Origin of the sequence: Pseudomonas sp. A-B-19 (assembly GCF_019947515.1) — a bacterium.
Taxonomy (GTDB): domain Bacteria; phylum Pseudomonadota; class Gammaproteobacteria; order Pseudomonadales; family Pseudomonadaceae; genus Aquipseudomonas.
Genome location: NZ_JAGYGN010000001.1, coordinates 246,389 through 267,687 on the forward strand (window position 1 = coordinate 246,389; position 21,299 = coordinate 267,687).

At 58.5% G+C, this 21,299-nt stretch carries 20 protein-coding genes and 1 tRNA gene; 8 read left to right on the forward strand and 13 right to left on the reverse strand.

Going from position 1 to position 21,299, the window contains the following annotated elements; all coding sequences use genetic code 11:
• Window positions 1–14 precede the first annotated feature (14 nt).
• On the reverse strand, window positions 15–1,142 hold the full coding sequence (locus KGA81_RS00970; protein ID WP_317850764.1) for an AraC family transcriptional regulator: 1,128 nt from the start codon (window positions 1,140–1,142) through the stop codon (window positions 15–17).
• A 271-nt stretch (window positions 1,143–1,413) separates the two neighbouring features.
• On the opposite strand from KGA81_RS00970, the gene phbB reads away from it, so the two are divergent.
• The 4 genes from phbB (at window position 1,414) to KGA81_RS00990 (ending at window position 5,627) form a co-directional block, all read left to right on the forward strand.
• Window positions 1,414–2,160 carry an acetoacetyl-CoA reductase gene (gene phbB, locus KGA81_RS00975; RefSeq protein WP_223544188.1) on the forward strand — a complete coding sequence of 249 codons (747 nt, stop codon included), beginning with the start codon at window positions 1,414–1,416 and terminating at the stop codon, window positions 2,158–2,160.
• A 64-nt stretch (window positions 2,161–2,224) separates the two neighbouring features.
• Window positions 2,225–3,403, forward strand: coding sequence for an acetyl-CoA C-acetyltransferase (locus KGA81_RS00980; RefSeq protein WP_223544189.1), 1,179 nt, complete (start codon window positions 2,225–2,227; stop codon window positions 3,401–3,403).
• Between the two features lie 172 nt (window positions 3,404–3,575).
• Window positions 3,576–5,279 (forward strand): class I poly(R)-hydroxyalkanoic acid synthase, encoded by a 1,704-nt coding sequence (phaC, locus tag KGA81_RS00985; RefSeq protein WP_223544190.1) that lies wholly within the window; start codon window positions 3,576–3,578, stop codon window positions 5,277–5,279.
• 81 nt (window positions 5,280–5,360) lie between these two features.
• Window positions 5,361–5,627 carry a hypothetical protein gene (locus tag KGA81_RS00990; protein ID WP_223544191.1) on the forward strand — a complete coding sequence of 89 codons (267 nt, stop codon included), beginning with the start codon at window positions 5,361–5,363 and terminating at the stop codon, window positions 5,625–5,627.
• A gap of 155 nt (window positions 5,628–5,782) precedes the next feature.
• On the opposite strand, the gene KGA81_RS00995 is transcribed toward KGA81_RS00990, so the two are convergent.
• A tRNA-Ser gene (locus KGA81_RS00995) sits at window positions 5,783–5,872 on the reverse strand.
• 308 nt (window positions 5,873–6,180) lie between these two features.
• Between KGA81_RS00995 and KGA81_RS01000 the strand changes: the two genes are divergently transcribed.
• From KGA81_RS01000 to KGA81_RS01010, 3 genes are all read left to right on the forward strand, one after another.
• The gene (locus KGA81_RS01000) at window positions 6,181–6,870 is read left to right on the forward strand and encodes a crotonase/enoyl-CoA hydratase family protein (RefSeq protein ID WP_223544192.1); all 690 of its coding nucleotides are present in this window, start codon (window positions 6,181–6,183) and stop codon (window positions 6,868–6,870) included.
• Between the two features lie 212 nt (window positions 6,871–7,082).
• Window positions 7,083–7,805, forward strand: coding sequence for a lysophospholipid acyltransferase family protein (locus KGA81_RS01005; protein ID WP_223544193.1), 723 nt, complete (start codon window positions 7,083–7,085; stop codon window positions 7,803–7,805).
• A gap of 162 nt (window positions 7,806–7,967) precedes the next feature.
• Window positions 7,968–8,939 (forward strand): magnesium and cobalt transport protein CorA, encoded by a 972-nt coding sequence (locus tag KGA81_RS01010; RefSeq protein ID WP_223544194.1) that lies wholly within the window; start codon window positions 7,968–7,970, stop codon window positions 8,937–8,939.
• A 97-nt stretch (window positions 8,940–9,036) separates the two neighbouring features.
• Here KGA81_RS01010 and KGA81_RS01015 read toward each other — a convergent pair whose 3' ends face one another.
• From KGA81_RS01015 to KGA81_RS01025, 3 genes are all read right to left on the reverse strand, one after another.
• Complete coding sequence (locus KGA81_RS01015; protein WP_223544195.1) at window positions 9,037–9,759, reverse strand: amidotransferase; 723 nt, start codon at window positions 9,757–9,759, stop codon at window positions 9,037–9,039.
• Between the two features lie 95 nt (window positions 9,760–9,854).
• The gene (locus KGA81_RS01020) at window positions 9,855–11,999 is read right to left on the reverse strand and encodes a 3-hydroxyacyl-CoA dehydrogenase NAD-binding domain-containing protein (RefSeq protein WP_223544196.1); all 2,145 of its coding nucleotides are present in this window, start codon (window positions 11,997–11,999) and stop codon (window positions 9,855–9,857) included.
• A gap of 24 nt (window positions 12,000–12,023) precedes the next feature.
• The gene (locus KGA81_RS01025) at window positions 12,024–13,229 is read right to left on the reverse strand and encodes an acetyl-CoA C-acetyltransferase (protein ID WP_223544197.1); all 1,206 of its coding nucleotides are present in this window, start codon (window positions 13,227–13,229) and stop codon (window positions 12,024–12,026) included.
• A gap of 603 nt (window positions 13,230–13,832) precedes the next feature.
• On the opposite strand from KGA81_RS01025, the gene KGA81_RS01030 reads away from it, so the two are divergent.
• On the forward strand, window positions 13,833–14,654 hold the full coding sequence (locus KGA81_RS01030; protein ID WP_223544198.1) for a c-type cytochrome: 822 nt from the start codon (window positions 13,833–13,835) through the stop codon (window positions 14,652–14,654).
• 110 nt (window positions 14,655–14,764) lie between these two features.
• Here KGA81_RS01030 and KGA81_RS01035 read toward each other — a convergent pair whose 3' ends face one another.
• The 8 genes from KGA81_RS01035 to KGA81_RS01070 form a co-directional block, all read right to left on the reverse strand.
• Entirely contained in the window at window positions 14,765–15,574 is an 810-nt protein-coding gene (locus KGA81_RS01035) for a transglutaminase domain-containing protein (protein ID WP_223544199.1), read from the reverse strand.
• Window positions 15,571–16,521, reverse strand: a complete 951-nt coding sequence (locus tag KGA81_RS01040; protein WP_007971901.1) for an alpha-E domain-containing protein — start codon at window positions 16,519–16,521, stop codon at window positions 15,571–15,573. Before KGA81_RS01040 ends, KGA81_RS01035 begins: the two co-directional genes overlap by 4 nt.
• Window positions 16,522–16,533: 12 nt before the next feature.
• Window positions 16,534–17,943 (reverse strand): circularly permuted type 2 ATP-grasp protein, encoded by a 1,410-nt coding sequence (locus KGA81_RS01045; protein WP_223544200.1) that lies wholly within the window; start codon window positions 17,941–17,943, stop codon window positions 16,534–16,536.
• Between the two features lie 372 nt (window positions 17,944–18,315).
• Window positions 18,316–18,660 (reverse strand): ribonuclease E inhibitor RraB, encoded by a 345-nt coding sequence (locus KGA81_RS01050; RefSeq protein ID WP_150724613.1) that lies wholly within the window; start codon window positions 18,658–18,660, stop codon window positions 18,316–18,318.
• 210 nt (window positions 18,661–18,870) lie between these two features.
• The gene (locus KGA81_RS01055; protein ID WP_223544201.1) at window positions 18,871–19,104 is read right to left on the reverse strand and encodes a hypothetical protein; all 234 of its coding nucleotides are present in this window, start codon (window positions 19,102–19,104) and stop codon (window positions 18,871–18,873) included.
• 155 nt (window positions 19,105–19,259) lie between these two features.
• Complete coding sequence (gene speE / locus KGA81_RS01060) at window positions 19,260–20,135, reverse strand: polyamine aminopropyltransferase (protein WP_223544202.1); 876 nt, start codon at window positions 20,133–20,135, stop codon at window positions 19,260–19,262.
• A 236-nt stretch (window positions 20,136–20,371) separates the two neighbouring features.
• Window positions 20,372–20,563 carry a PLD nuclease N-terminal domain-containing protein gene (locus tag KGA81_RS01065; RefSeq protein WP_223544203.1) on the reverse strand — a complete coding sequence of 64 codons (192 nt, stop codon included), beginning with the start codon at window positions 20,561–20,563 and terminating at the stop codon, window positions 20,372–20,374.
• Between the two features lie 82 nt (window positions 20,564–20,645).
• A complete protein-coding gene (locus KGA81_RS01070) occupies window positions 20,646–21,176 on the reverse strand; it encodes a hypothetical protein (protein WP_223544204.1) in 531 nt (176 codons plus the stop codon).
• Window positions 21,177–21,299: the final 123 nt, after the last annotated feature.

The following is a 21,299-nucleotide window of genomic DNA, read 5'->3' on the forward strand; positions in this document are numbered from 1 at the left end:
CCCTTCACAAGGGATTAGCGGTGTATCCGTTCGCTGTAGACGTTGGCGAAGCCTGCGACCTTATGATCTCTGGACAGACCGATGAGGTTCATGGATCGGACCCGCGCGACTTTTTCGACCACAGGCGACAACTCGTCGGTTCGATACTGACCGGGGGTCATACCGAACCAACGGATGCATGCCTTATGGAAGCTGCTGTGATCATGGAAGCCGAGCAGGCAAGTCACATGCTTCATGTTGAAATGAGAATGGCGCAAATAGAAGTCAGCCATCTGCCGGCGCACATCGTTCAGGACGTCCTTGAATTGCGTGCCATCCTTCTCAAGGCCTCTTTGAAGCGTTCGCTTGCTGATGTTCAGTGCCGCCGCAATCGATTCCATATCACATTGCCCTTGGCCTTGCCCCTGGCTCAAGCGCTCGGTAATCAGCGCGCGAATCCTGCCAACGATAGAGTAACCGGACAACAGGTCCAATTGAGCCTCGGCAAAACTGTCATGGAGTGTAGCCAATGCCTCGTTGGCCATGCTCAACGGACTCAGAAGCTCCTGGCCATCGAACAGGATACTGTCATATGCCGCCCCGAAACCCAGCGGACAGCCAAAAAGCCGCTGATGCTCCGACGTGTCTTCAGGTTCGGGATAAGTGAACTGCACACCCAACGGTTGCGGAGACTTGCCACCTGCCAGCCAACGGCAGAAACCCAACAGCGAAGCCAAGGCTGCATCCGTGTATTGCCGGGGTTTGACCGAGCCATTTTGCTGATGATCGAGACTGGCCAATCGGTAATGCTGCTGCTCCTTTACAAGGAAAAGGCTGAATCCGGTACCGATCAACGGGCTGAAACGAACCAGACGTTCAAGGGCTCTTTTCAGATTCGAACTGGACATCATCGTGTAGCCCACGATCTGAAAACTACTGGGATGGAATTCCCCGTAGGCTTTCAAACCGATATTCAGATCATCCGAAGCCTGAGCAGCCAGGTCCCAAAGACGAAAGATAACGCTTCGCTCGCAGAATGCTCCTGGTCTACTCACGAACCCGACATCCAGTCCCGCTTCCTGGCACAGACCGGCGAGGTCCAGTCCTTGGGCCAAAAACGTATTCGCCAGCATGCTGGCATAACCTGAACTCATTCTATACATGGCGTCCTCAATGACCGATGGAACCGAACGTCCTGTCCGGAGCCGATACTGACATGCGCTGAACATATTTCAACAGTGTTTCAGGAATATTAACTATCCATTGAGTTTTAAGAGTTGATCCAGGTAAGGGTACTCCTCATTTTTTTGCCTGCAGGCCAAAACACCCGCGTGGCACCGATGGACAGGAGAACGTCACCTTCAAACACTTCCGCACGGGCCGTCGATATCGAACAATCTTCTCTCCTGCAGCGCAAAAAAATGGAGTAGACGTATGGAATCGCGTAGTCGCATTGCTTTGGTAACGGGTGGTATGGGCGGTATCGGTACGGCAATCAGCCAACGTCTATACAAGGAAGGATTCAAGGTAATCGTAGGCTGCAGCTCTGATTCCAGCCGCAAGAACGACTGGCGCGCCAGCCAACTGGAGGCGGGTTATGAATTCGAGTTCATCTATGGTGACGTCACCGATTGGGAGTCAACCCGCAAGGCTTTCGAGATGGCTCGTGAACAATTCGGCCCGATCGATGTGCTGGTCAACAACGCCGGCATCACCCGCGACGCGTCTTTTCGCAAGCTCACCCCGCAGGACTGGAACAGCGTGATCGGGACCAACCTGACGGGCTTGTTCAACACCACCAAGCAGGTCATTGAAGGCATGTTGTCCAAAGGCTGGGGGCGGATCATCAATATCTCCTCCATCAACGGTCAGCGTGGCCAGTTCGGCCAGACCAACTACTCCGCCGCCAAGGCTGGCATCCATGGTTTCACCATGGCACTGGCCCGGGAAGTCTCCGGCAAGGGCGTGACCGTCAATACCGTATCCCCAGGCTATATCCAGACCTCCATGACCGCGGCGATACGCCCGGACATTCTCGAAGGCATGATCGCGGCAACCCCGGTTGGTCGCCTTGGCCAACCCGAAGAGATCGCCTCAATCGTGGCCTGGCTGGCATCCGATGAGTCCGCCTACAGCACCGGTGCGGACTTCTCGGTAAACGGCGGCATGAACATGCAGTAACCCTGACCAGGGCATGAATGCCCTGGCTTGCTCGACGAATTTTGTCTTTTCCATGAGGTCACGCATGAACGAAGTCGTAATCGTTGCCGCTACTCGTACCGCCATTGGCAGTTTCCAGGGTGCCTTGTCTGCAATTCCCGCGACCGAACTGGGTGCCGCAGTGATTCGCCGCTTGCTGGAGCAGACAGGGGTCGATGCTGCTCAAATTGATGAAGTGATCCTTGGCCAGGTACTCACTGCCGGCGCCGGGCAAAACCCGGCACGCCAGACAGCGATCAAGGCTGGCTTGCCACACACCACCCCTGCCCTGACCTTGAACAAGGTTTGCGGCTCCGGTCTCAAGGCGGTCCATCTTGCTGTCCAGGCAATCCGTTGCGGCGACGCGGAACTGGTCATCGCTGGCGGTCAGGAAAATATGAGCCTGGCCCCCTATGTTCTGCCCAAGGCACGCACCGGTTTGCGTATGGGCCATGCGCAACTGCAAGACAGCATGATCCAGGATGGCCTGTGGGACGCCTTCAACGACTACCACATGGGTATCACCGCCGAGAATCTGGCGCAGAAGTACGAGATCTCTCGTGAAGCACAGGATAGCTTCGCTGCCGCCTCGCAACAGAAAGCCGCAGCAGCCATTGAGAGCGGGCGCTTCCAGAGCGAAATCACCCCGATCCTGATTCCTCAGCGCAAGGGCGAACCGCTGGTCTTCGACACCGACGAACAGCCCCGTGTCGACAGTACTGCCCAAGCCTTGGCGAAACTCAAACCGGCATTCCAGAAAGATGGCAGCGTGACCGCCGGCAACGCTTCGACCCTCAACGATGGTGCTGCCGTACTGTTGCTGGCCAGCGCTGCAAAAGCACAAGCGCTGGGCCTGCCGGTTCTGGCACGGATCAAAGCCTATGCCAGCGCCGGTGTAGACCCGTCGATCATGGGCATCGGCCCAGTCCCGGCTACACGCCTGACCCTGCAAAAGGCCGGTTGGAGCGTCGAGGACCTGGACCTGATCGAAGCCAACGAAGCGTTCGCCGCCCAGTCGCTGGCGGTTGGTAAAGAGTTGGGTTGGGACACCAGCAAAGTCAACGTCAACGGCGGCGCAATCGCCCTCGGCCATCCGATCGGCGCGTCAGGAGCACGGATTCTGGTATCGCTGGTGCACGAACTGATCCGTCGCGACGGCAAGAAGGGACTGGCCACTTTGTGCATCGGTGGCGGACAAGGCGTCGGCCTGGCTATCGAGCGCTAACCAGCGGCATCCGAGTAGCCCATGCGCGGACTTGGCACCCTTGTTCCGCGCATCAGACTGGCGTCAGGTTGGCGCCAGTCAACGCTGCCCGCATTCCTGCCGTCGCTACGCCGGAATCCGGCAAAGCGCGGCTTTTTTTCTGCCCGGCTCATCTGTATGGGCAAGGAACTTTATGGATAACAACGCGCATACATTCAAAACCTATTGGTCAGGCCAGGTTCCGTTCATCGCTTCCTTTGCAGTGCAACAATTACGCCTATGGGTCAGCACTAATCCGTGGTTTTCCGGGCATGAGCACGGCGCCTGGTTCGAGTTGCCTCGCGAAACCCTGGACAGCCTTCAAGCGGACTACCAGGTTCAATGGGGCCAACTCGGCCAAAAACTGCTGACCGGCCAACCCTTCAGCTTCGATGATCGACGCTTCTCCAGCGGCAACTGGAGCGAGCCACTGTTCGGCTCCCTCGCTGCGTTTTACCTGCTCAACGCAAGCTTTCTCCTGAAACTGCTCGACAAGCTACTGATCGACGAAAAAAAACCGCGCCAACGCCTGCGCTATCTGGTGGAGCAAGCCATTGCCGCCAGCGCGCCAAGCAATTTCCTGGTCAGTAACCCTGATGCGCTCCAGCGTGCGATCGAGACTCAAGGTGCCAGCCTGCTCACAGGTATGCAGCATCTGGCCAGCGACATGAACGAAGGCAAAATGCGCCAATGTGATAGCGGCGCCTTCAAAGTTGGCGTCGATCTGGCCAACACCCCCGGCGAAATCGTCTTTGAGAATCACCTGTTCCAGCTGATTCAGTACTACCCGCAAAGCGAAACCCAGTACCGACACCCGGTATTCGTCGTACCTCCGTCGATCAACAAGTACTACATCCTTGATCTGCGCCCGGACAACTCGATGGTCCGCCACCTGCTGGAACAGGGACATCCCGTATTCCTGATGTCCTGGCGCAATTTTGACGAGGAACACGCCGGCACCACCTGGGACGACCTGATTGAGCACGGGGTAATCGACGCCTTGCAGGTGGCCCGCGAAATCAGTGGCGAGCAGCGACTCAATTGCGTGGGCTTCTGCATCGGCGGCACCCTGCTGAGCACGGCGCTGGCAGTACTTGCCGCACGCGGCGACAGAGAGATCGCCAGCGTGAGCCTGTTCACCACGTTCCTTGACTACCTGGATACCGGCCCCATCGACATATTCGTCGACGAAGAACTGGTGGCCTATCGAGAGCGCACCATCGGCGGCATGAAGGGTCCCATCGGTCTGTTCCGTGGTGAGGACATGGGCAATACCTTTTCCCTGCTGCGCCCCAACGAGCTGTGGTGGAACTACAACGTCGACAAATACCTCAAGGGGCAGAAGCCGATCCCGCTTGATCTGCTGTTCTGGAACAACGACAGCACCAACCTTCCGGGGCCGATGTACTGCTGGTATCTGCGCCACACCTATCTGCAGAACGATTTGAAATCGGGCGAACTGGAGTGCTGTGGGGTCAAGCTTGATTTGCGTGCAATCGACGCTCCCGCTTACATCCTCGCCACCCATGACGATCACATCGTGCCCTGGAAAAGCGCCTACGCCAGCACCAACCTGCTCTCCGGGGCCAAGCGTTTTGTATTAGGAGCTTCAGGGCATATCGCCGGCGTCATCAATCCACCGGCCAAGCAGAAGCGCCATTACTGGACCAATAATCGGGTCACGAAAAACCCGGAGACCTGGTTCAAGAATGCCGAGCAGCAACCTGGTAGTTGGTGGAATGATTGGTTCAACTGGCTGGCGGGACACTCCGGCGAGCGCCAACCAGCGGTTGCGCACATCGGGAATGACAAATTCCCGCCTCTGGAGCCGGCGCCAGGCAGTTATGTAAAGCAATGAAAGACTGAAATGCCCTGCTGCATGACTTCATGCAGCAGGGCAACTGCGGATCATTTGTTTCGGTACAAGGAGAGAGGCCCCATGAGCACCGCGTTGCGCATCAACGAAGCACTTTTGATTGCCGGGCACGCATTCGAACCTTTTCAATGCATCGCCTGGGCTGCGCAAGGCGGCAATGGCGAACTGAGTCTGACCGTCATCGACCAGGCCAGCACCCACATTTGTCGCAAACAGGTTCCAAGCAGTGCCTATTCCGACCCGGCGCAGCTGGAAAGCCTGCTGGAAGAGGTACGCGCCGAGTTGAGCCAGGAAGGCTACAAACTACAATCATGGACAATGCCAGAGTAAGCATTCTCGCGGATCGCTACCAGGATGTGAGGCAAATATTGGGCACGGGGCGACAATCCATTTCATCCCTGATGGAATGATTTGCCGGGCTGGAGTTTTTTCAGAAACGCAGAAACGAAAAAGCCCTGAATAATCAGGGCTTTTTCGTATAAATGTGGCGGTGAAGGAGAGATTCGAACTCTCGATACAGTTTCCTGTATACACACTTTCCAGGCGTGCTCCTTAAGCCACTCGGACACTTCACCGTATCTCTTCAAACAAGTTCTGTCTGTCGAGGCGCGCTAATGTAGTCGAAAGCTTTTCCGATGGCAAACATTTTTTTCAGAATTTTCATGCGGTTAACGCGATTCAGCGTTTTCGGTCGCTCGGGGCCATGGCAAACCGGCCAATCTCCGGCTTCGTGTCTTCTTCTATATAGAGGGAAATGCGCGGCAGGCACGGCGGGCTGCGCCTGGCGGGCGGGCAAAGGGTGACTGGCGGGTCAGTCACGGCGCTTTACCTGGCCTGCGGCGGTGGGTAACGTCTGCCCAACTTTATTGAAAGGAATAGCGTCATGAGTGAGTTGATTTCTTACCATCTCGAAGACGGTATCGCGACCCTGACCTTGAGCAATGGCAAGGTCAATGCCATCTCCCCGGATGTGATTGCCGCGTTCAACGCTGCGCTGGATCAGGCCGTGACTGATCGTGCGGTGGTGATCATTACTGGCCAGCCGGGCATTCTCTCCGGTGGTTATGACTTGAAGGTGATGACATCCGGCCCTAAAGAAGCCGTGGCACTGGTGACCTCCGGCTCGACCCTGGCCCGCCGCCTGCTGTCGCACCCCTTCCCGGTTATCGTTGCGTGCCCGGGGCATGCGGTGGCAAAGGGCGCGTTTCTGCTGTTGTCGGCCGACTATCGCATTGGCGTAGACGGTGCGTTCAGCATCGGCCTGAACGAAGTGCAGATCGGCATGACCATGCACCACGCGGGCATTGAGATCGCACGTGATCGCCTGAACAAAGTGGCGCTACAGCGTTCGGTGGTCAACGGCGAGATGTTCAGTCCACAAGGCGCCGTGGCTGCCGGTTTCCTTGATGTCGTGGTCTCGGCTGAAGAACTGCAAGGCGCAGCACTGGCGGTGGCTCGCCAGCTGAAGAAGATCAACATGACCGCGCACAAGAACACCAAATTGAAAGTGCGCAAAGCGCTGCTGGAGGCCCTGGACAACGCAATCATCCAGGACCAGGAACATTTGGGTTAAACCCGGATCGGCTACATCGAAAGCCCGACTGTCGTGTCGGGCTTTTTCATACATGTCTGCATTAAACGTCTGTAACCGCTCTAGACCGCCTCTGACCGATTGGTCGGAACATCAGCACAAACATCGGCTATTTCCCGCCTCCCCGGCAGCAATTGCCGAAAACAGTGCACATCCGTACACTGCGCCACCTTTTGTCCCGGTGGGGCCTGTAAATGCTGTTTTTGTTACGTATGTCATTGATGGGTCTGCATTTTATTGTGGCGGGTGTGCTGGGTGTGATTCTCGGCCTGTGCCGGCCATTCAATCCGGACAACAGCCGTCTGTGCGCACGCCTATACGCATGGCCGGCCATGTGTATTTTGCGTTTGCGAGTGAAGGCCGACGTCGGGCCGTTGATGGATAAACCGGACGGCTGCGTAATCATCGCCAACCACCAGTCCAACTACGACCTGTTTGTGTTTGGCAACGTGGTGCCCCGCCGTACCGTGTGTATCGGCAAAAAGAGCCTGAAATGGGTGCCGCTGTTCGGGCAGTTGTTCTGGCTGGCTGGCAATGTGTTGATCGACCGTGGCAATGCGCACAAGGCGCGCAACTCGATGTTGACCACCACCCACACCCTGCAAAACAAAGACACCTCGATCTGGGTTTTCCCGGAAGGCACGCGTAACCGGGGTGAAGATTTGCTGCCTTTCAAGAAAGGCGCCTTCCAGATGGCCATCGCCGCCGGGGTGCCGATCGTGCCGGTGTGTGTCAGCAGTTACGTCAAACACATGCGCTTGAACCGCTGGCGTAGCGGGAAAATTCTGATTCGCTCGTTACCGGCGATTCCCACCACCGGATTGAGCCTGGACGACATGCCCCTGCTGATTGCCCAGTGTCGCGAGCAGATGCGTGAATGCATCGAATCGATGGACCGGCAACTGCAAGCCGCCTGAAAAAAGAAAACCCGCCTGGTGCGGGTTTTCTTTTGCCTGCAAGACTCTACCCGCGAACCCGGCAGATTTAACTGACTCTCAAACACTACGAGGCTAAGCTGATCAACGCTGCCATTGCATTTGCTGCCAATTAAAAGCTGCCAAAAGAAGTGAATCACCATCATGGGTAGAGTTGTTGCTTCAGCGGTTTATAGCGCCGGTAAGAGAATCACCAATATCACCCTCGACGAAGGCGCAGCCTGGGCGGCAAAGCCCGGGCACTTTGTCTGGATCGGCCTCGAGGAGCCGAACGCCGAGGAACTCTACAATCTGCAACGCCAGTTCAACCTGCACGAACTGGCCATTGAAGACGCCCTGGAAAAGCACAGCCGGCCGAAGCTGGAAACCTTCGGCGATGCGCTGTTCATCGTGACGTATTCGCCCATCCGGGATGAAGGCAAACTCAAGTTCATCGAAACGCACATCTTTGCCGGTAATGGCTACATCATTACTGCGCGCAACGGTCATTCCGCGTCCTACGCTCATGTCCGACAACGCTGTGAGGCGCGTCCGCTATTGCTTGAGCACGGGGAAGATTTCGTACTCTATGCCATCCTCGACTTCGTGATCGAAAACTACCAGCCGATGGGCGAAGCCATTCACGCAGAAATCGATGAGCTGGAGGGCAATGTGTTATGTGGCTCGTTGAATGACTATGACATCCAGAGGCTGCATGGCCTGCGTCGTGATGTTTTGCGCTTGCGTCGTTATGTGGCACCGATGATTGAGATCGGGGAGGAACTGCAGAGGCTGAGCTTTCCGTTCATCGACAAGAACATGCGGCCTTACTTTCGCGATGTGCAGATTCATGTAACGCGGCAGATGGAAGACCTGACGACCCTGGCGGATATTGCCAGCCAGACGATTGAGGTCGGCGTGCTGTTGGAGGCCTCTCGCCAGAGTGTGGTGCAGCGCAAGTTTGCGGCCTGGGCGGCGATTCTGGCGTTCCCGACGGCGGTGGCGGGGATTTATGGAATGAATTTCCAGAACATACCGGAGCTGAGCTGGCACTACGGGTATTTCGGAGTGCTGGGGTTCATTACGGTGGGTTGCTTGGGGTTGTGGGCGAGCTTCAAGAAGTCGGGGTGGCTGTAGACGGGACCGGGGTGACTGGGAAATTCGCTGGCAAGCCAGCTCCTGCAATAGGTACGCAATCCCCCGTAGGAGCTGGCTTGCCAGCGAAGCTTTTGCTTCAGGTCGTTTGAGGTTTGTGCGCCACAAACCGCATCATCCACTCGGCAACCGTGGTGCCATGGTGCTCCTGCGCAAGGCTCGCGATACCTTTGGAGTAGACTTGCTCACCCAGTGCCTGCTGGCGAATCTCCAACAAAGCGCGGGAGTAGTCGTGGATGAATTCCGGATGCCCCTGGAAGCACAGCACCTGATCGTTGATGTGGTAAGCGGCATACGGACAGAAATCGCTGGAAGCGATGACCGTGGCGTTTTCCGGCAGCGACGTGACCTGATCCTGGTGGCTGATCAGCAACGTCAGTTCTTCGCGCACCGGACTCATCCATGGCGCCTTGGCGGCCAATTTGTAGTTGTGCGTGCCGACGCCCCAGCCTTGGGTCGCGCGCTCGCTCTTGCCGCCCAGCAGCAGTGCCAGCAACTGATGACCGAAGCAGATGCCCAGCAATTTGTCGCCGCGCTCGTAGCGGGTCAACAGATACTTCTTGAGGGTGTCGATCCACGGGTCGGTGCCGAAGGAATCGGCCTTGCTGCCCGTCACCAGATAGGCGTCGAATGTCAGGTCGTCGCTTGGGTATTCACCCTGCACCACGTTGTAGACCACGAACTCGGCGGCAATCGGCTGCTGCGAAAACAGGTGTTTGAACATCTGCCCGTAGCCCTGATATTGGTCAACCAATTCCGGACGCAGGTGGTCGGTTTCCAGAATGCAGATGCGTAACGACATAAAAAATACCTGACACGTGATGGGAATAATGCACACCCCAGAGCCTGCCTTGAAACACAGTGACAAGGCAAGCCCCGAAATGCGTCATCGCGCCGTCAGAAGATCTCCCCTTTCGCCGCTTTTTCCAGCAACAGTGCAGGCGGCGCAAACCGCTCGCCATATTGCCTGGTCAGGTACTGGGCACGGGCGACAAAGTCGTGCACACCGTACTGGTTGATGAACTGCAGCGCACCACCGGTCCATGGGGCGAACCCGATACCGAAGATCGAGCCGACGTTGGCATCCGCCGTTGAGGTCAACACGCCCTCCTCCACACAGCGCACGGTTTCGATGGCTTGCACGAACAGCAAGCGATCACGCACATCCTTTGGCGAGATCTGCCCGTCGGTGTTTTCGAACCGCGCCTTCAACTCCGGCCACAAGTGTTTCTGACCGCCCGCCGGATACTCGTAGAAACCTCCACCGGCAGCCTTGCCCGGGCGCTTGAATTCATTGAGCAGCACGTCAATCACGGCAAATGCTGGATGTTCTATCAGCGGTTTCCCTTCTGCTTGCAAGTCCTTGGCGGTTTGCAGGCGGATATGGCTCATCAGGCTGAGGGAAACTTCGTCAGAGACCGCCAGCGGTCCTACCGGCATGCCGGCTTTGCGCGCCTCAGTCTCTATCATTGCCGCGTTGATGCCTTCACCCAGCATGGCGATGCCTTCGTTGGTGAAGGTGCCGAACACCCGCGACGTGAAGAAACCGCGGCTGTCATTGACCACAATCGGGGTTTTCCTGATTTGCAGGACGTAATCGAAGCCTCGGGCCAGGGTTTCGTCGCTGGTGTTGGCGCCCTTGATGATTTCCACCAGCGGCATTTTTTCAACAGGGCTGAAGAAATGCAGGCCGATGAACTTGCTCTGGTCGGGCACGGCGCACGCCAGGCCGCTGATCGGCAAGGTCGAGGTGTTGGAAGCGATCACTGCGTCCGCGCCGACGACCTTCTGCGCCGCCAACGAGACCTTGGCCTTCAAATCCCGATCCTCGAACACGGCCTCGATGATCAGGTCGCAACCGGCCAGGTCGGCATCGCTTTCGCTGGTTTGAATGCGCGCCAGAACGGTGTCGCGTTGCTCGATGCTCATTTGTCCGCGAGCGACTTTCTTGTCCAGTAGCGCCGCCGAATGTGCCTTACCCCTGTCTGCTGCGGCGAGGCTGATGTCCTTGAGCACCACCTCGATACCCGCCGATGCGCTGACAAACGCGATACCGGCGCCCATCATCCCGGCACCGAGCACGCCGACCTTGCGGGTAACATAAGGCGCAAAACCTTGAGGCCGCGAGCCGCCGGCATTGATTTCGTTGAGCTGGAACCAGAACGTGCCAATCAGGTTTTTCGAGACCTGGCCGGTGGTCAGTTCGGTGAAATAGCGGGTTTCGATCAGGTGCGCCGTGTCGAAATCCACCTGGGCGCCCTCGACCGCCGCGCAGAGGATTTTCTCCGGCGCGGGCATCGTGCCCTGGGTTTTGCTGCGCAGGATCGACGGCGCAATCGCCAGCATCTGGGCGACTTTCGGGCTTGACGGTGTACCGCCCGGAATCTGGTAGCCCTTTACATCCCAGCGTTGTACCGCCGTCGGGTTGGCGAGAATCCACGCCTTCGCCTTGGCCAACAGGTCCTCGTCATCGATCGCCAGTTCGTCGATCAACCCTGCCTGCAATGCCTGTTGCGGTCGCACTCGCTTGCCCTCGAGCAGATACGGCAGGGCCTTTTCCAGGCCGAGCATACGCACCATGCGCACCACGCCACCGCCGCCCGGCAGCAGGCCGAGGGTGACTTCCGGCAGGCCGAGTTGCACCGATGGATTGTCCAGTGCCACGCGATGATGGCAGGCCAGGCAGATTTCCCAGCCGCCGCCGAGTGCCGCGCCGTTGATCGCCGCGACCACCGGTTTGCCGAGGGTTTCCAGAGTGCGCAACTGGCCCTTGAGGGTCAGCACCATGTCGTAGAAGGCTTTGGCTTCGGGCTTGCCGACCTTGATCAGCTCATTGAGGTCGCCGCCGGCAAAGAAGGTTTTCTTGGCCGAGGTGATGATCACTCCGGCGATGTTGCCTTTATCGGCCACCAGGCGCGCGACACAGTCAGCCATGGCCTCACGGTACATCGCGTTCATGGTGTTGGCGCTCTGGCCCGGTATATCGATGGTCAGGACCACGATCTGGTCCTGGCCTTTTTCGTAACGAATGGCTTCGCTCATAACTGGGTTCCTTGAAGTCCGGGCTCAGAGGCGTTCGATGATGGTGGCAATGCCCATGCCGCCACCGACACACAGGGTCACGAGGCCATAACGCAGGCGTCGGGCTTCCAGCTCATCGAGCAGCGTGCCGAGAATGGCGCAGCCGGTGGCACCCAGCGGGTGGCCCATGGCGATGGAACCACCGTTGACATTGACCTTGTCCGGGTCGACGGCCATGTCCTTGATGAATTTCAACACCACCGAAGCGAATGCCTCGTTGACCTCGAACAGATCGATGTCTTCAACCCGCAGCCCGGCCTTGGCCAACGCCTTGCGGGTCGCTGGCGCGGGGCCGGTGAGCATGATGGTCGGATCGGTACTGGTGACTGCCGTGGCGACAATCCGCGCCCGGGGCTGCAAGCCCAGCGCCCGGCCCTTGGCTTCGGAGCCGATGAGCATCAGCGCCGCGCCGTCGACGATTCCGGAGCTGTTGCCTGGGGTGTGCACATGGCTGATCCGCTCGACATGGCTGTAGACCCGCAGCGCGGTGGCATCGAAGCCCATCTGCCCCATCATCTCGAAACTCGGCTTGAGCTTGCCCAGGCCTTCCAGGGTCGAGTCAGCGCGGATGAACTCATCGTGATCGAGCAGGATGATGCCGTTCTGGTCCTGCACCGGCACCAGGGACTTGTTGAACGAACCGTCGGCTCGCGCACGCGCAGCCTTTTGCTGCGAATGCAGCGCGTAGGCATCGACATCCTGACGGCTGAAGCCTTCAAGGGTGGCGATCAGGTCGGCGCCCACACCCTGTGGCGTGAAGTGGCTGTGCAGGTTGGTCGCCGGGTCCAGCGCCCAGGCCCCGCCATCGCTGCCCATCGGCACCCGGGACATCGACTCGACACCGCCAACCACCACCAGGTCTTCGAAACCGGAGCGCACTTTCATTGCACCGAGGTTGACCGCCTCCAGCCCGGAAGCGCAGAAGCGGTTGATCTGTACCCCCGCCACACTGACATCCCAATCGGCCACCTGAGCGGCGGCTTTGGCGATGTCAGAGCCTTGATCGCCAACCGGCGTCACGCAGCCGAGCACCACGTCATCGACCTGGCTGGTGTCCAGCGCCATGCGCTGTTGTAGTGCGGTGAGCAAACCGCCAACCAGATTCACCGGTTTGACACTGTGCAAGGCGCCGTCGGCCTTGCCTTTACCACGGGGCGTGCGTAACGCGTCGAAAATCAATGCTTGGGTCATGACGTCCTCGAACCACAGTGCAGGTGGGTAAATACCGAGCGCTCACTCTTGGCCCGAGCCGCGATTGATTCAATGACCTTAGCGCTCACGGACGTTGACGCTCACGCTCAGACGGACGGTAGCCAGCTACCGGATTAACCGATTCAAGACACCAAGCTGTCTAGCCAACGGGCGCCAAAGAAGCTGGCAATAGGCCTCATACCTTTTTTAAAGCGAATCGTAACAACTCCATATGAAATGGATCTAAACCAAGCACAGCGCGGGCTCTAAGGTGAACTTGTACGAAGTCGTCGTCGGGTTTTGCCGAGGCGCTCGTCACTACAGGAAGTGCAACGCGCTGCCAACATGGAGATATGCAGGCAGGCATCAGGAAATAACAAAAAAGGCGGTCAAGCCATGTTCAAACAATCGAAAGTACGTCAAGCCGGGCTCATCCTTTTCGCCACCACGCTGTTGTTGATATTGCCGAACCTGACCAAGGTGATCGGCTAGTCGCGTCTAAAAGATTCGGCGTCACCGTTTTTGAATGGCCACTATCAAAATGTGACTGGCCCGCTACCCGGGCCAGCGTGGCTGTGCCAATCTTTGCGGCACTTGCACGACATGGACGGCGATCTCTTGAAAATGCTCACTCTGCTCGGGGCCCTGCTGTTCGGCACGCCCTTGTATGCCGCACAGCTGAATCTGGAGCTGGGCGCGAACAGTCGCACCTGGCAAACCGAGCAATTGCTCAAGCATCCCCAGGCTCAAACCATCAACATCAGCAACGACGTTTCCTACAAGCGGGACATGAGTTACCGCGCCGTGCCGTTGTCCGCGCTGCTGAACGGCATCAAGCCTGAGGACCATCTGCAAGCCGTGGCCCTGGATGGCTTTGCCGCCGAAATGGCCGCGGCGCCGTTGCTCAATACCCAGGGTGCACAGGCCTGGCTGGCGATTGAAGACCCGGCCAAACCCTGGCCACCGCTGTCGGAAGGCAAGCCGGGGGCCGGGCCGTTCTATCTGGTCTGGAGCAATCCGCAGGCCGGCAACATCAGCCCCGAACAATGGCCGTTCCAGGTGGCGAGCATCAAACGCCTGGCGCCCGTGGCCGAGCGCTTTCCTGCCCTGCTGCCCGATCCTGCGTTGAAGGCCGATGATCCGGTGAACAGGGGATTTGCGTTGTTCCAGAAGAATTGCCTGGCCTGCCATCGACTCAATGGCGCCGGGGATGCGCAATTCGGGCCGGACCTGAATATTCCGTACAACCCGACCGAGTACTTCGGTGCGGACTTCCTCAAGCGCTACATTCGCGATCCACAGAGCTTGCGCCAGTGGCCGCAGGCGAAGATGCCCGGGTTCTCGGCCGAGGTGCTGCCGGATGGGGATCTGGGGATGCTGGTGGGGTATTTGCAGCATATGGTGGGGCGCAAGGTTAAGCCGTAATAACAGCCTCCTGTAGGAGCGGGCTTGCCCGCGAAGCGGTGTATCAGTCACAAAAGTGCTGACTGAATGGACGCCTTCGCTGGCAAGCCAGCTTCTACAAGGAAGCGGCATTACTGCTGTTGAACGGTGATCACCGGCGCAGGCGTCGGTGAAACCAGCACCTTGGCGTGCATCTGCTCACACCCGCCGCCCCGGCGCATCCCGCGCACCGGACAGGCATCCAGGTAATCCAGGCCCACCGCCAGCTTCAGGTGACGTTCCGGCCGGGCCAGTTCATTGGTCACGTCGAAGCTGTACCAGGCGTCATCCAGCCAGGCTTCGGCCCAGGCGTGGCTGGCCAGGTGTTCGCTGCTTTCGCTGTACAGATAGCCCGACACATAACGCGCAGGAATGCCCAGGCTGCGGGTGCAGGCGAGAAACGCGTGGGTGTGGTCCTGGCACACGCCGGAGCGTCCGGCAAAGGCCTGGGCTGCGCTGGTGTCCACCTCCGTGGAACCCGGCGTGTAGGTCATATGCTGGTTGAGGCCATGCATCAGATCGATCAGCGCCGTGCGATCGCGGCGTTGCTTGCATGCCTTCTCCGCGAACGCACGCAGGGCGACGTCGGCTTCGGTCAAACGGGTGAAGCGCAGGAACGGCAATGCCGACTGGCTCTCGTGTTCGGCCTCACGCCATTCGTCGATATCGACCTGACCACGGGCACCGATGATGATCGCTTCGTGCGGTTCGTCCATGGTCAGCACATGCAGGATGTTGCCGAACGGATCGAGTTGCGCGCGCACCGGGCGCGGCAGGTCGAGCTGCCAACTGAGCACGTGCTGGCGCTCGCTGTCGTGGGGAGTCAATCGCAGGTACTGGATGCTCGCCCGCACCTTGTCTTCGTAGTGATAGGTGGTCTCGTGGCTAATGGAAAGTCTCATGCGGCCTCCAGATAAGAACTGTGAATCGCGTTACCCAACTGGCGCACCAGCGGGATGAACTCGGTCAGCCAGGCGTGCAGGCCTTCTTCAAGAATTTCATGGATGCCGGTGTAGCGCAGGCGTGCGTCCATTTCTGCCGCCAGGCGTTGTGCGGGGCGACCGTTGGCCCCCGGTAATTGCGCCAGGATCTGGTCGATCTCTTCGGTGCAGGCGCGCAGGGATCGCGGCACATCGGCCCGCAGCAACAGCAACTCCGCCACATGCCGGGCGCCGGGGGCGTCGCGGTAGATTTCCGTGTAGGCCTCGAACGACGACAACGCCCGCAATAATGCGCTCCATTGGTAATAGGCGTGAGCGGTGCCATCGCTGACCGCTTCGGCTTGGTCGCCGGCCATTTCGTAGCGGGCATCGAGCAGGCGCAAGGTGTTGTCCGCCCGCTCGATAAAGGTCCCCAGACGAATGAAGCGAAACGCATCGTTACGCATGATGGTGCCGTAGGACGCGCCCCGGAACAGGTGGGAACGTTCCTTGATCCATTCGCAGAAACGGCTCATGCCGTAGCGACTGAGGCCCTGTTCGGCGATTCCGCGAATTTCCAGCCAGGTGGCGTTTATGTTTTCCCACATGTCGGCGGTGATGCGCCCACGCACCGCATGGGCGCTGGCTCGTGCCGCCCCCAGGCAGCTGTAGATGCTTGCCGGGTTGGCGGCATCCAGGGCGAAAAAATGCAGCAGCCGTTCGGCATGCAATTCGCCATGGCGTTCCAGGTAATCATCCAGGGTTCCGGTAATCAACAGCGGCATGGCCAGTTCGTGCAAACCGTCGCCACGTCCGTCCTGCGGCATCAGCGACAGCGAATAGCTGATGTCGAGCATCCGTGCGAGGTTTTCCGCCCGCTCCAGGTAACGCGACATCCAATACAAATCCGAGGCAGTTCTACTTAACATGACAGGCTTCCTTTAATCCTCGACCACCCAGGTGTCCTTTGTTCCGCCGCCCTGGGAGGAATTGACCACCAGGGAGCCTTCGCGCAGGGCAACACGGGTCAAACCGCCGGGCACGACCCGGGTTTCGCGGCCCGACAAGACAAACGGCCGCAAGTCGATGTGGCGTGGCGCGATACCGTTTTCGACAAAGGTCGGACAGGTCGACAGCGACAACGTCGGTTGCGCGATATACGCATGGGGCTTGGCGATGATGCGCGCGCGGAAGGCTTCGATTTCCGCCGCCGTCGCCGCCGGCCCCACCAGCATTCCGTACCCGCCGGAGCCCTGGGTTTCCTTGACCACCAGTTCTGCCAGATTGGCCAGGACGTGGGAAAGCTCAGACGGATTACGGCATTGCCAGGTCGGTACGTTCTTCAGGATCGGTTCTTCGTCCAGGTAGAAACGGATCATGTCGGTAACGAACGGATACACCGACTTGTCATCCGCCACCCCCGTGCCGATGGCATTGGCCAGCACCACGTTGCCGGAACGGTAGGACGACAGCAGCCCCGGCACGCCAAGCATCGATTCCGGGTTGAACGCCAGCGGATCGAGGAAGGCGTCGTCGAGGCGACGATAAATCACATCGACCGCTTTCGGCCCGTCGGTGGTGCGCATGTAGACCTTGTCGTCACGCACGAACAGGTCTGCACCCTCCACCAGTTCCACCCCCATTTCCCGCGCCAGGAACGCATGTTCGAAGAACGCGCTGTTGAAGCGGCCGGGTGTCAGCACCACCACACTTGGATTGTCGATGGGACTTGAGCTTTTCAGGGTATCGAGCAGCAGGTTCGGATAGTGGTCGATGGGAGCGATGCGTTGTGCCGCGAACAGCTCGGGGAACAGGCGCATCATCATCTTGCGGTCTTCGAGCATGTAACTGACGCCGCTCGGTGTACGCAGATTGTCTTCGAGCACGTAGTAGGTGCCGTCGCCGTCGCGTACCAGGTCGACGCCGGAAATGTGCGAATAGATATCGCGGTGCAAATCCAGGCCCTGCATCGCCAACTGGTACTGCTCGTTGGCCAGCACCTGCTCGGCCGGAATGATGCCGGCCTTGATGATGCGCTGCTCATGGTAGAGGTCGGCGAGGAACATGTTCAACGCCTTGACCCGCTGGATGCAGCCGCGCTCGACGACCCGCCATTCACTGGCGGGGATGCTGCGGGGAATGGTGTCGAAGGGAATCAGGCGCTCTGTCCCCTGCTCATCACCGTAGAGCGTGAAGGTTATCCCGGCGCGATGAAACAACAGATCGGCCTCGCGTCGCCGTTGTGCCAGAAGCTCGTCAGGCGTCTCGGCCAACCAACGGGCAAACTCCCGATAATGCGGGCGGACCAGACCGCCGGCATCGTACATCTCATCAAAATAGGTGCGGATCATGCCGTACTCCTTGTCACTCGGACGTACAGACCTTCGCAAGGCCCGTGCCATCGGCATAAACGCTTAAATTTCAATCGGTTGGATAATCAAGATGCACGCGTCGCACCAATCCTGTGCGACAAATGCCCCAACCTGATTGCCCCCGCTTCATTGCAAGGCGCTGTGATCGCCTGTCACCAGCATAGTCTGTAGGAGCCGGCTTGCCGGAGAAGAGGCCACTAAGTCATGCGTTGTTCTTCAAGAACGCCTTCGCTGCGATGCGACGACCCGACAAGCCAGCTCCTACCGGTTCGTGTTGAGTTTTCTGTCGGCGAAAACGAAAACGGCCAACCCGAAGGTCAGCCGTCAATGCGAATTGTCACTGTTCATAAGTTATGCGAGTCGCCCTCGTACCTCCTGTTTCACACCCCAGCCTTCGATGATGCCGCCCAACGGCTCGACCACCGCTTCGAAACCCTGTTCGAAATCGCCGATGTCGTCGTAAGTGGCATACATGACTTTGCACAACTCCAGCGCCCAGGCGCCATCGTCGCGCACACTGATTTGCGCATTCAGGGATTCACCACGGTGGAAATGACCTGCCGCCCTGCGTGCCCGCTCCTCATCCGGGAAAATGGCGTAGAACTCGATGGGATGAAACCGTGAAAAGTCAAAACCGCCTTCTTTCATGCGGCGCAGAACGCTGCTGCTGATGTCTTCTTGATAGGCTGTGCTCATGAAACGTCCTCCTCAAAACGATGGATAGACTTTCCGTACTCCCTCACCCGCAGCCGAACAGCGCGAGCGACGGCAACCGATGTGCCGGCGGGAAACAAGCATGGAGCTGACAAGACCAGACCTTAGCGATCCGTTCGCTGATCTCGCCTGCAGAGTAGCCTCAAGATAGAGCCTCTGCCAAGGCCTGAATGTGAATGCGACAGGTATCGTTCAGATTGGAGTAATGCCGAGGATTTGAATGCTGTTCTGTGATTTGAGCTCTTTGACGCTCGCGTCATTGGTCCGCCCTTCCAGATCGTTCAGATCCAGTTCGGCGGCGACAGGAAGAAGCCGGGCCTTGATGAGCCTGGCGGCACGCTCGTAGTCCGGGCGCTCGACGCACTCAAAGACTTCGTCGATGGTTTCGCCATGATCATCCATGAAGGTGACTTTCCACTTTTGCATTGGTGCCTCCTTGATGAAACCCATGGATGGGTTTACTTCTATCTCGACCTTGTTAGCTGGCTAATTGTTCCGGTGGACCTTAAAGCCCGATGGCCCAGTCAGCACTAACCAATGTGGGAGCGAGCTCGCTCCCACAGGTTTTGTGTTTATACCAATCAGTCGTTGCTTGGCTTGTTGACTGCCTGCAACACGTATTGCGGCAAGGCGAAGGCGCCGATGTGAATTTCAGGATTGTAGTAGCGGGTGACGATGCCGCTGCCCGTGAAGCGCTGTTGCAGGGTTTCGCGGGACAACTTGCGATAAGCGGTATTGGTGGCGCCCCAGGCAAAGGTCATCGAGCCACCGATGTAGGTCGGCACGGCGGCCTGGTAGAAGTGCCAGTCCGGGAACAGGCTGCGCAGGCGACCGGCGGTGGTCTTCACTTCTTCGATCTGCATGAACGGCGTGCCGTTCTGCGTCACCAGGATGCCGCCGTCGTTCAGGCAACGGTGGCAGGCCTGGTAGAAGTTTTCCGAGAACAGCACTTCCCCCGGTCCGATCGGGTCAGTGGAGTCGGAAATGATCACGTCGAATTTTTCAGTGGTGGTGGCGACGAAACGCATGCCGTCATCGATCACCAGGTTCAGGCGTGGATCTTCGAATGCACCTTTGGAGTGGTTCGGCAGGAATTCCTTGCACATGTCGACCACGGTGCCGTCGATCTCGACCATGGTGATGTGCTCGACACTGCGGTGCTTGGCCACTTCACGCAACATGCCGCCATCGCCGCCGCCAATGATCAGCACGCGCTTGGCGGCGCCATGGGCGAGGATCGGCACGTGGGTCAGCATTTCGTGATAGATGAACTCGTCGGCTTCGGTGGTCTGGATCACGCCGTCCAGCGCCATCACCCGGCCCATGCGCGGGTTCTCGAAGATCACCAGGTGCTGGTGTTCGGTGCGCACTTCGTGCAACAGTTTTTCCATGCGAAAACGCTGGCCGTAGCCTTCGTAGAGGGTTTCCAGGTAGTCGCTGGTCGGGGTGATGCTCATGGGAAGTGCTCCGATGAATGCGGGTGGCAACGGACGGTTACCCGCCCATGATGGCCAATCGAGCGTCTCGATTGACCGGGAAAGGCGCGCATTCTACGTCGCGGAACATGACAGGTCGAATGTAGGAGCGAGCTTGCTCGCGAAGGCGGAGGCAGATTCACCATCAATGTGCCTGACAGACCGCTATCGCGAGCAAGCTCGCTCCCACAGTTTCGGTGTTGTTTATAGGAAACCGGTCAGATCCGCACATTCCCCCGCGGCCCGGCAATGGCCCAGATGATCAGTCCCAGTACCGGCAACAGCGCGATCAACAGTACCCAGAGGACTTTCATCCCGGTCTCGGCGCTACTTTTGAACACGTTGATGATGGCCCAGATGTCCAGGGCAAAAATGATCAAGGCAACCAGGCTGTTGAACGTGGAACCCATGGTGACGCTCCCAAAGAGTGATATGCCCTCTCAGGATAGACGGTCGTCGCGAGGGCTCCCTTTTATTGACAGTGTTTGGCTATCAGACGTGGATCGCCACTTTCAGGGCTTCCAGGGATGGCACGGCTGCAATGCCCACTTCTGCGCACAACTGCAGCACCCGTGGCACGTCATTGCCGTAGACCAGCACCACCTGCAACTCGTCATCGAGCAACTGGCTGAAGTTCATCAGCGTGTAGCCACCGTTTTCCTTGTTCAGGCTGCTCATCTGCACCTGGATGCGGTTGAGCGCGGTCAGGGCTTCGGTCCTGGCCAGTTGCTTGGGCTTGAGATTGAAGTCCACCTCCGGGCCGAACGAGGCGACGATTTGCGCGAACAGATCCATGTAGGTGTCCGCCTGGAACAGCACCGTTTCCGGCAGGCTGCCGACCACCACCCACTCACCCAACAGGATCGGGAAGCTGTCGTCGTAGTTGATGTCCGGATTGGCCGTCAGAAAAGCCTGCGGATCGGCGTAGGCCTGGGCCGCTTCGTCTGCGACTTTGAGGATTTCGTCTTCGCCCATGCACCCGGAGCTGATTTTGCTGATGAGTTCGACGAGTGCGGTTTTCATGGGGCGGATCCTGTAGCGAGGGGAGTTTTGAGGGCGCGAAGGATAGCGCATTAACGAGAAAAATGCGGACCTGTGGCGATGCAATCCCTGTGGCGAGGGGGCTTGCCCCCGTTGGGTCGCGAA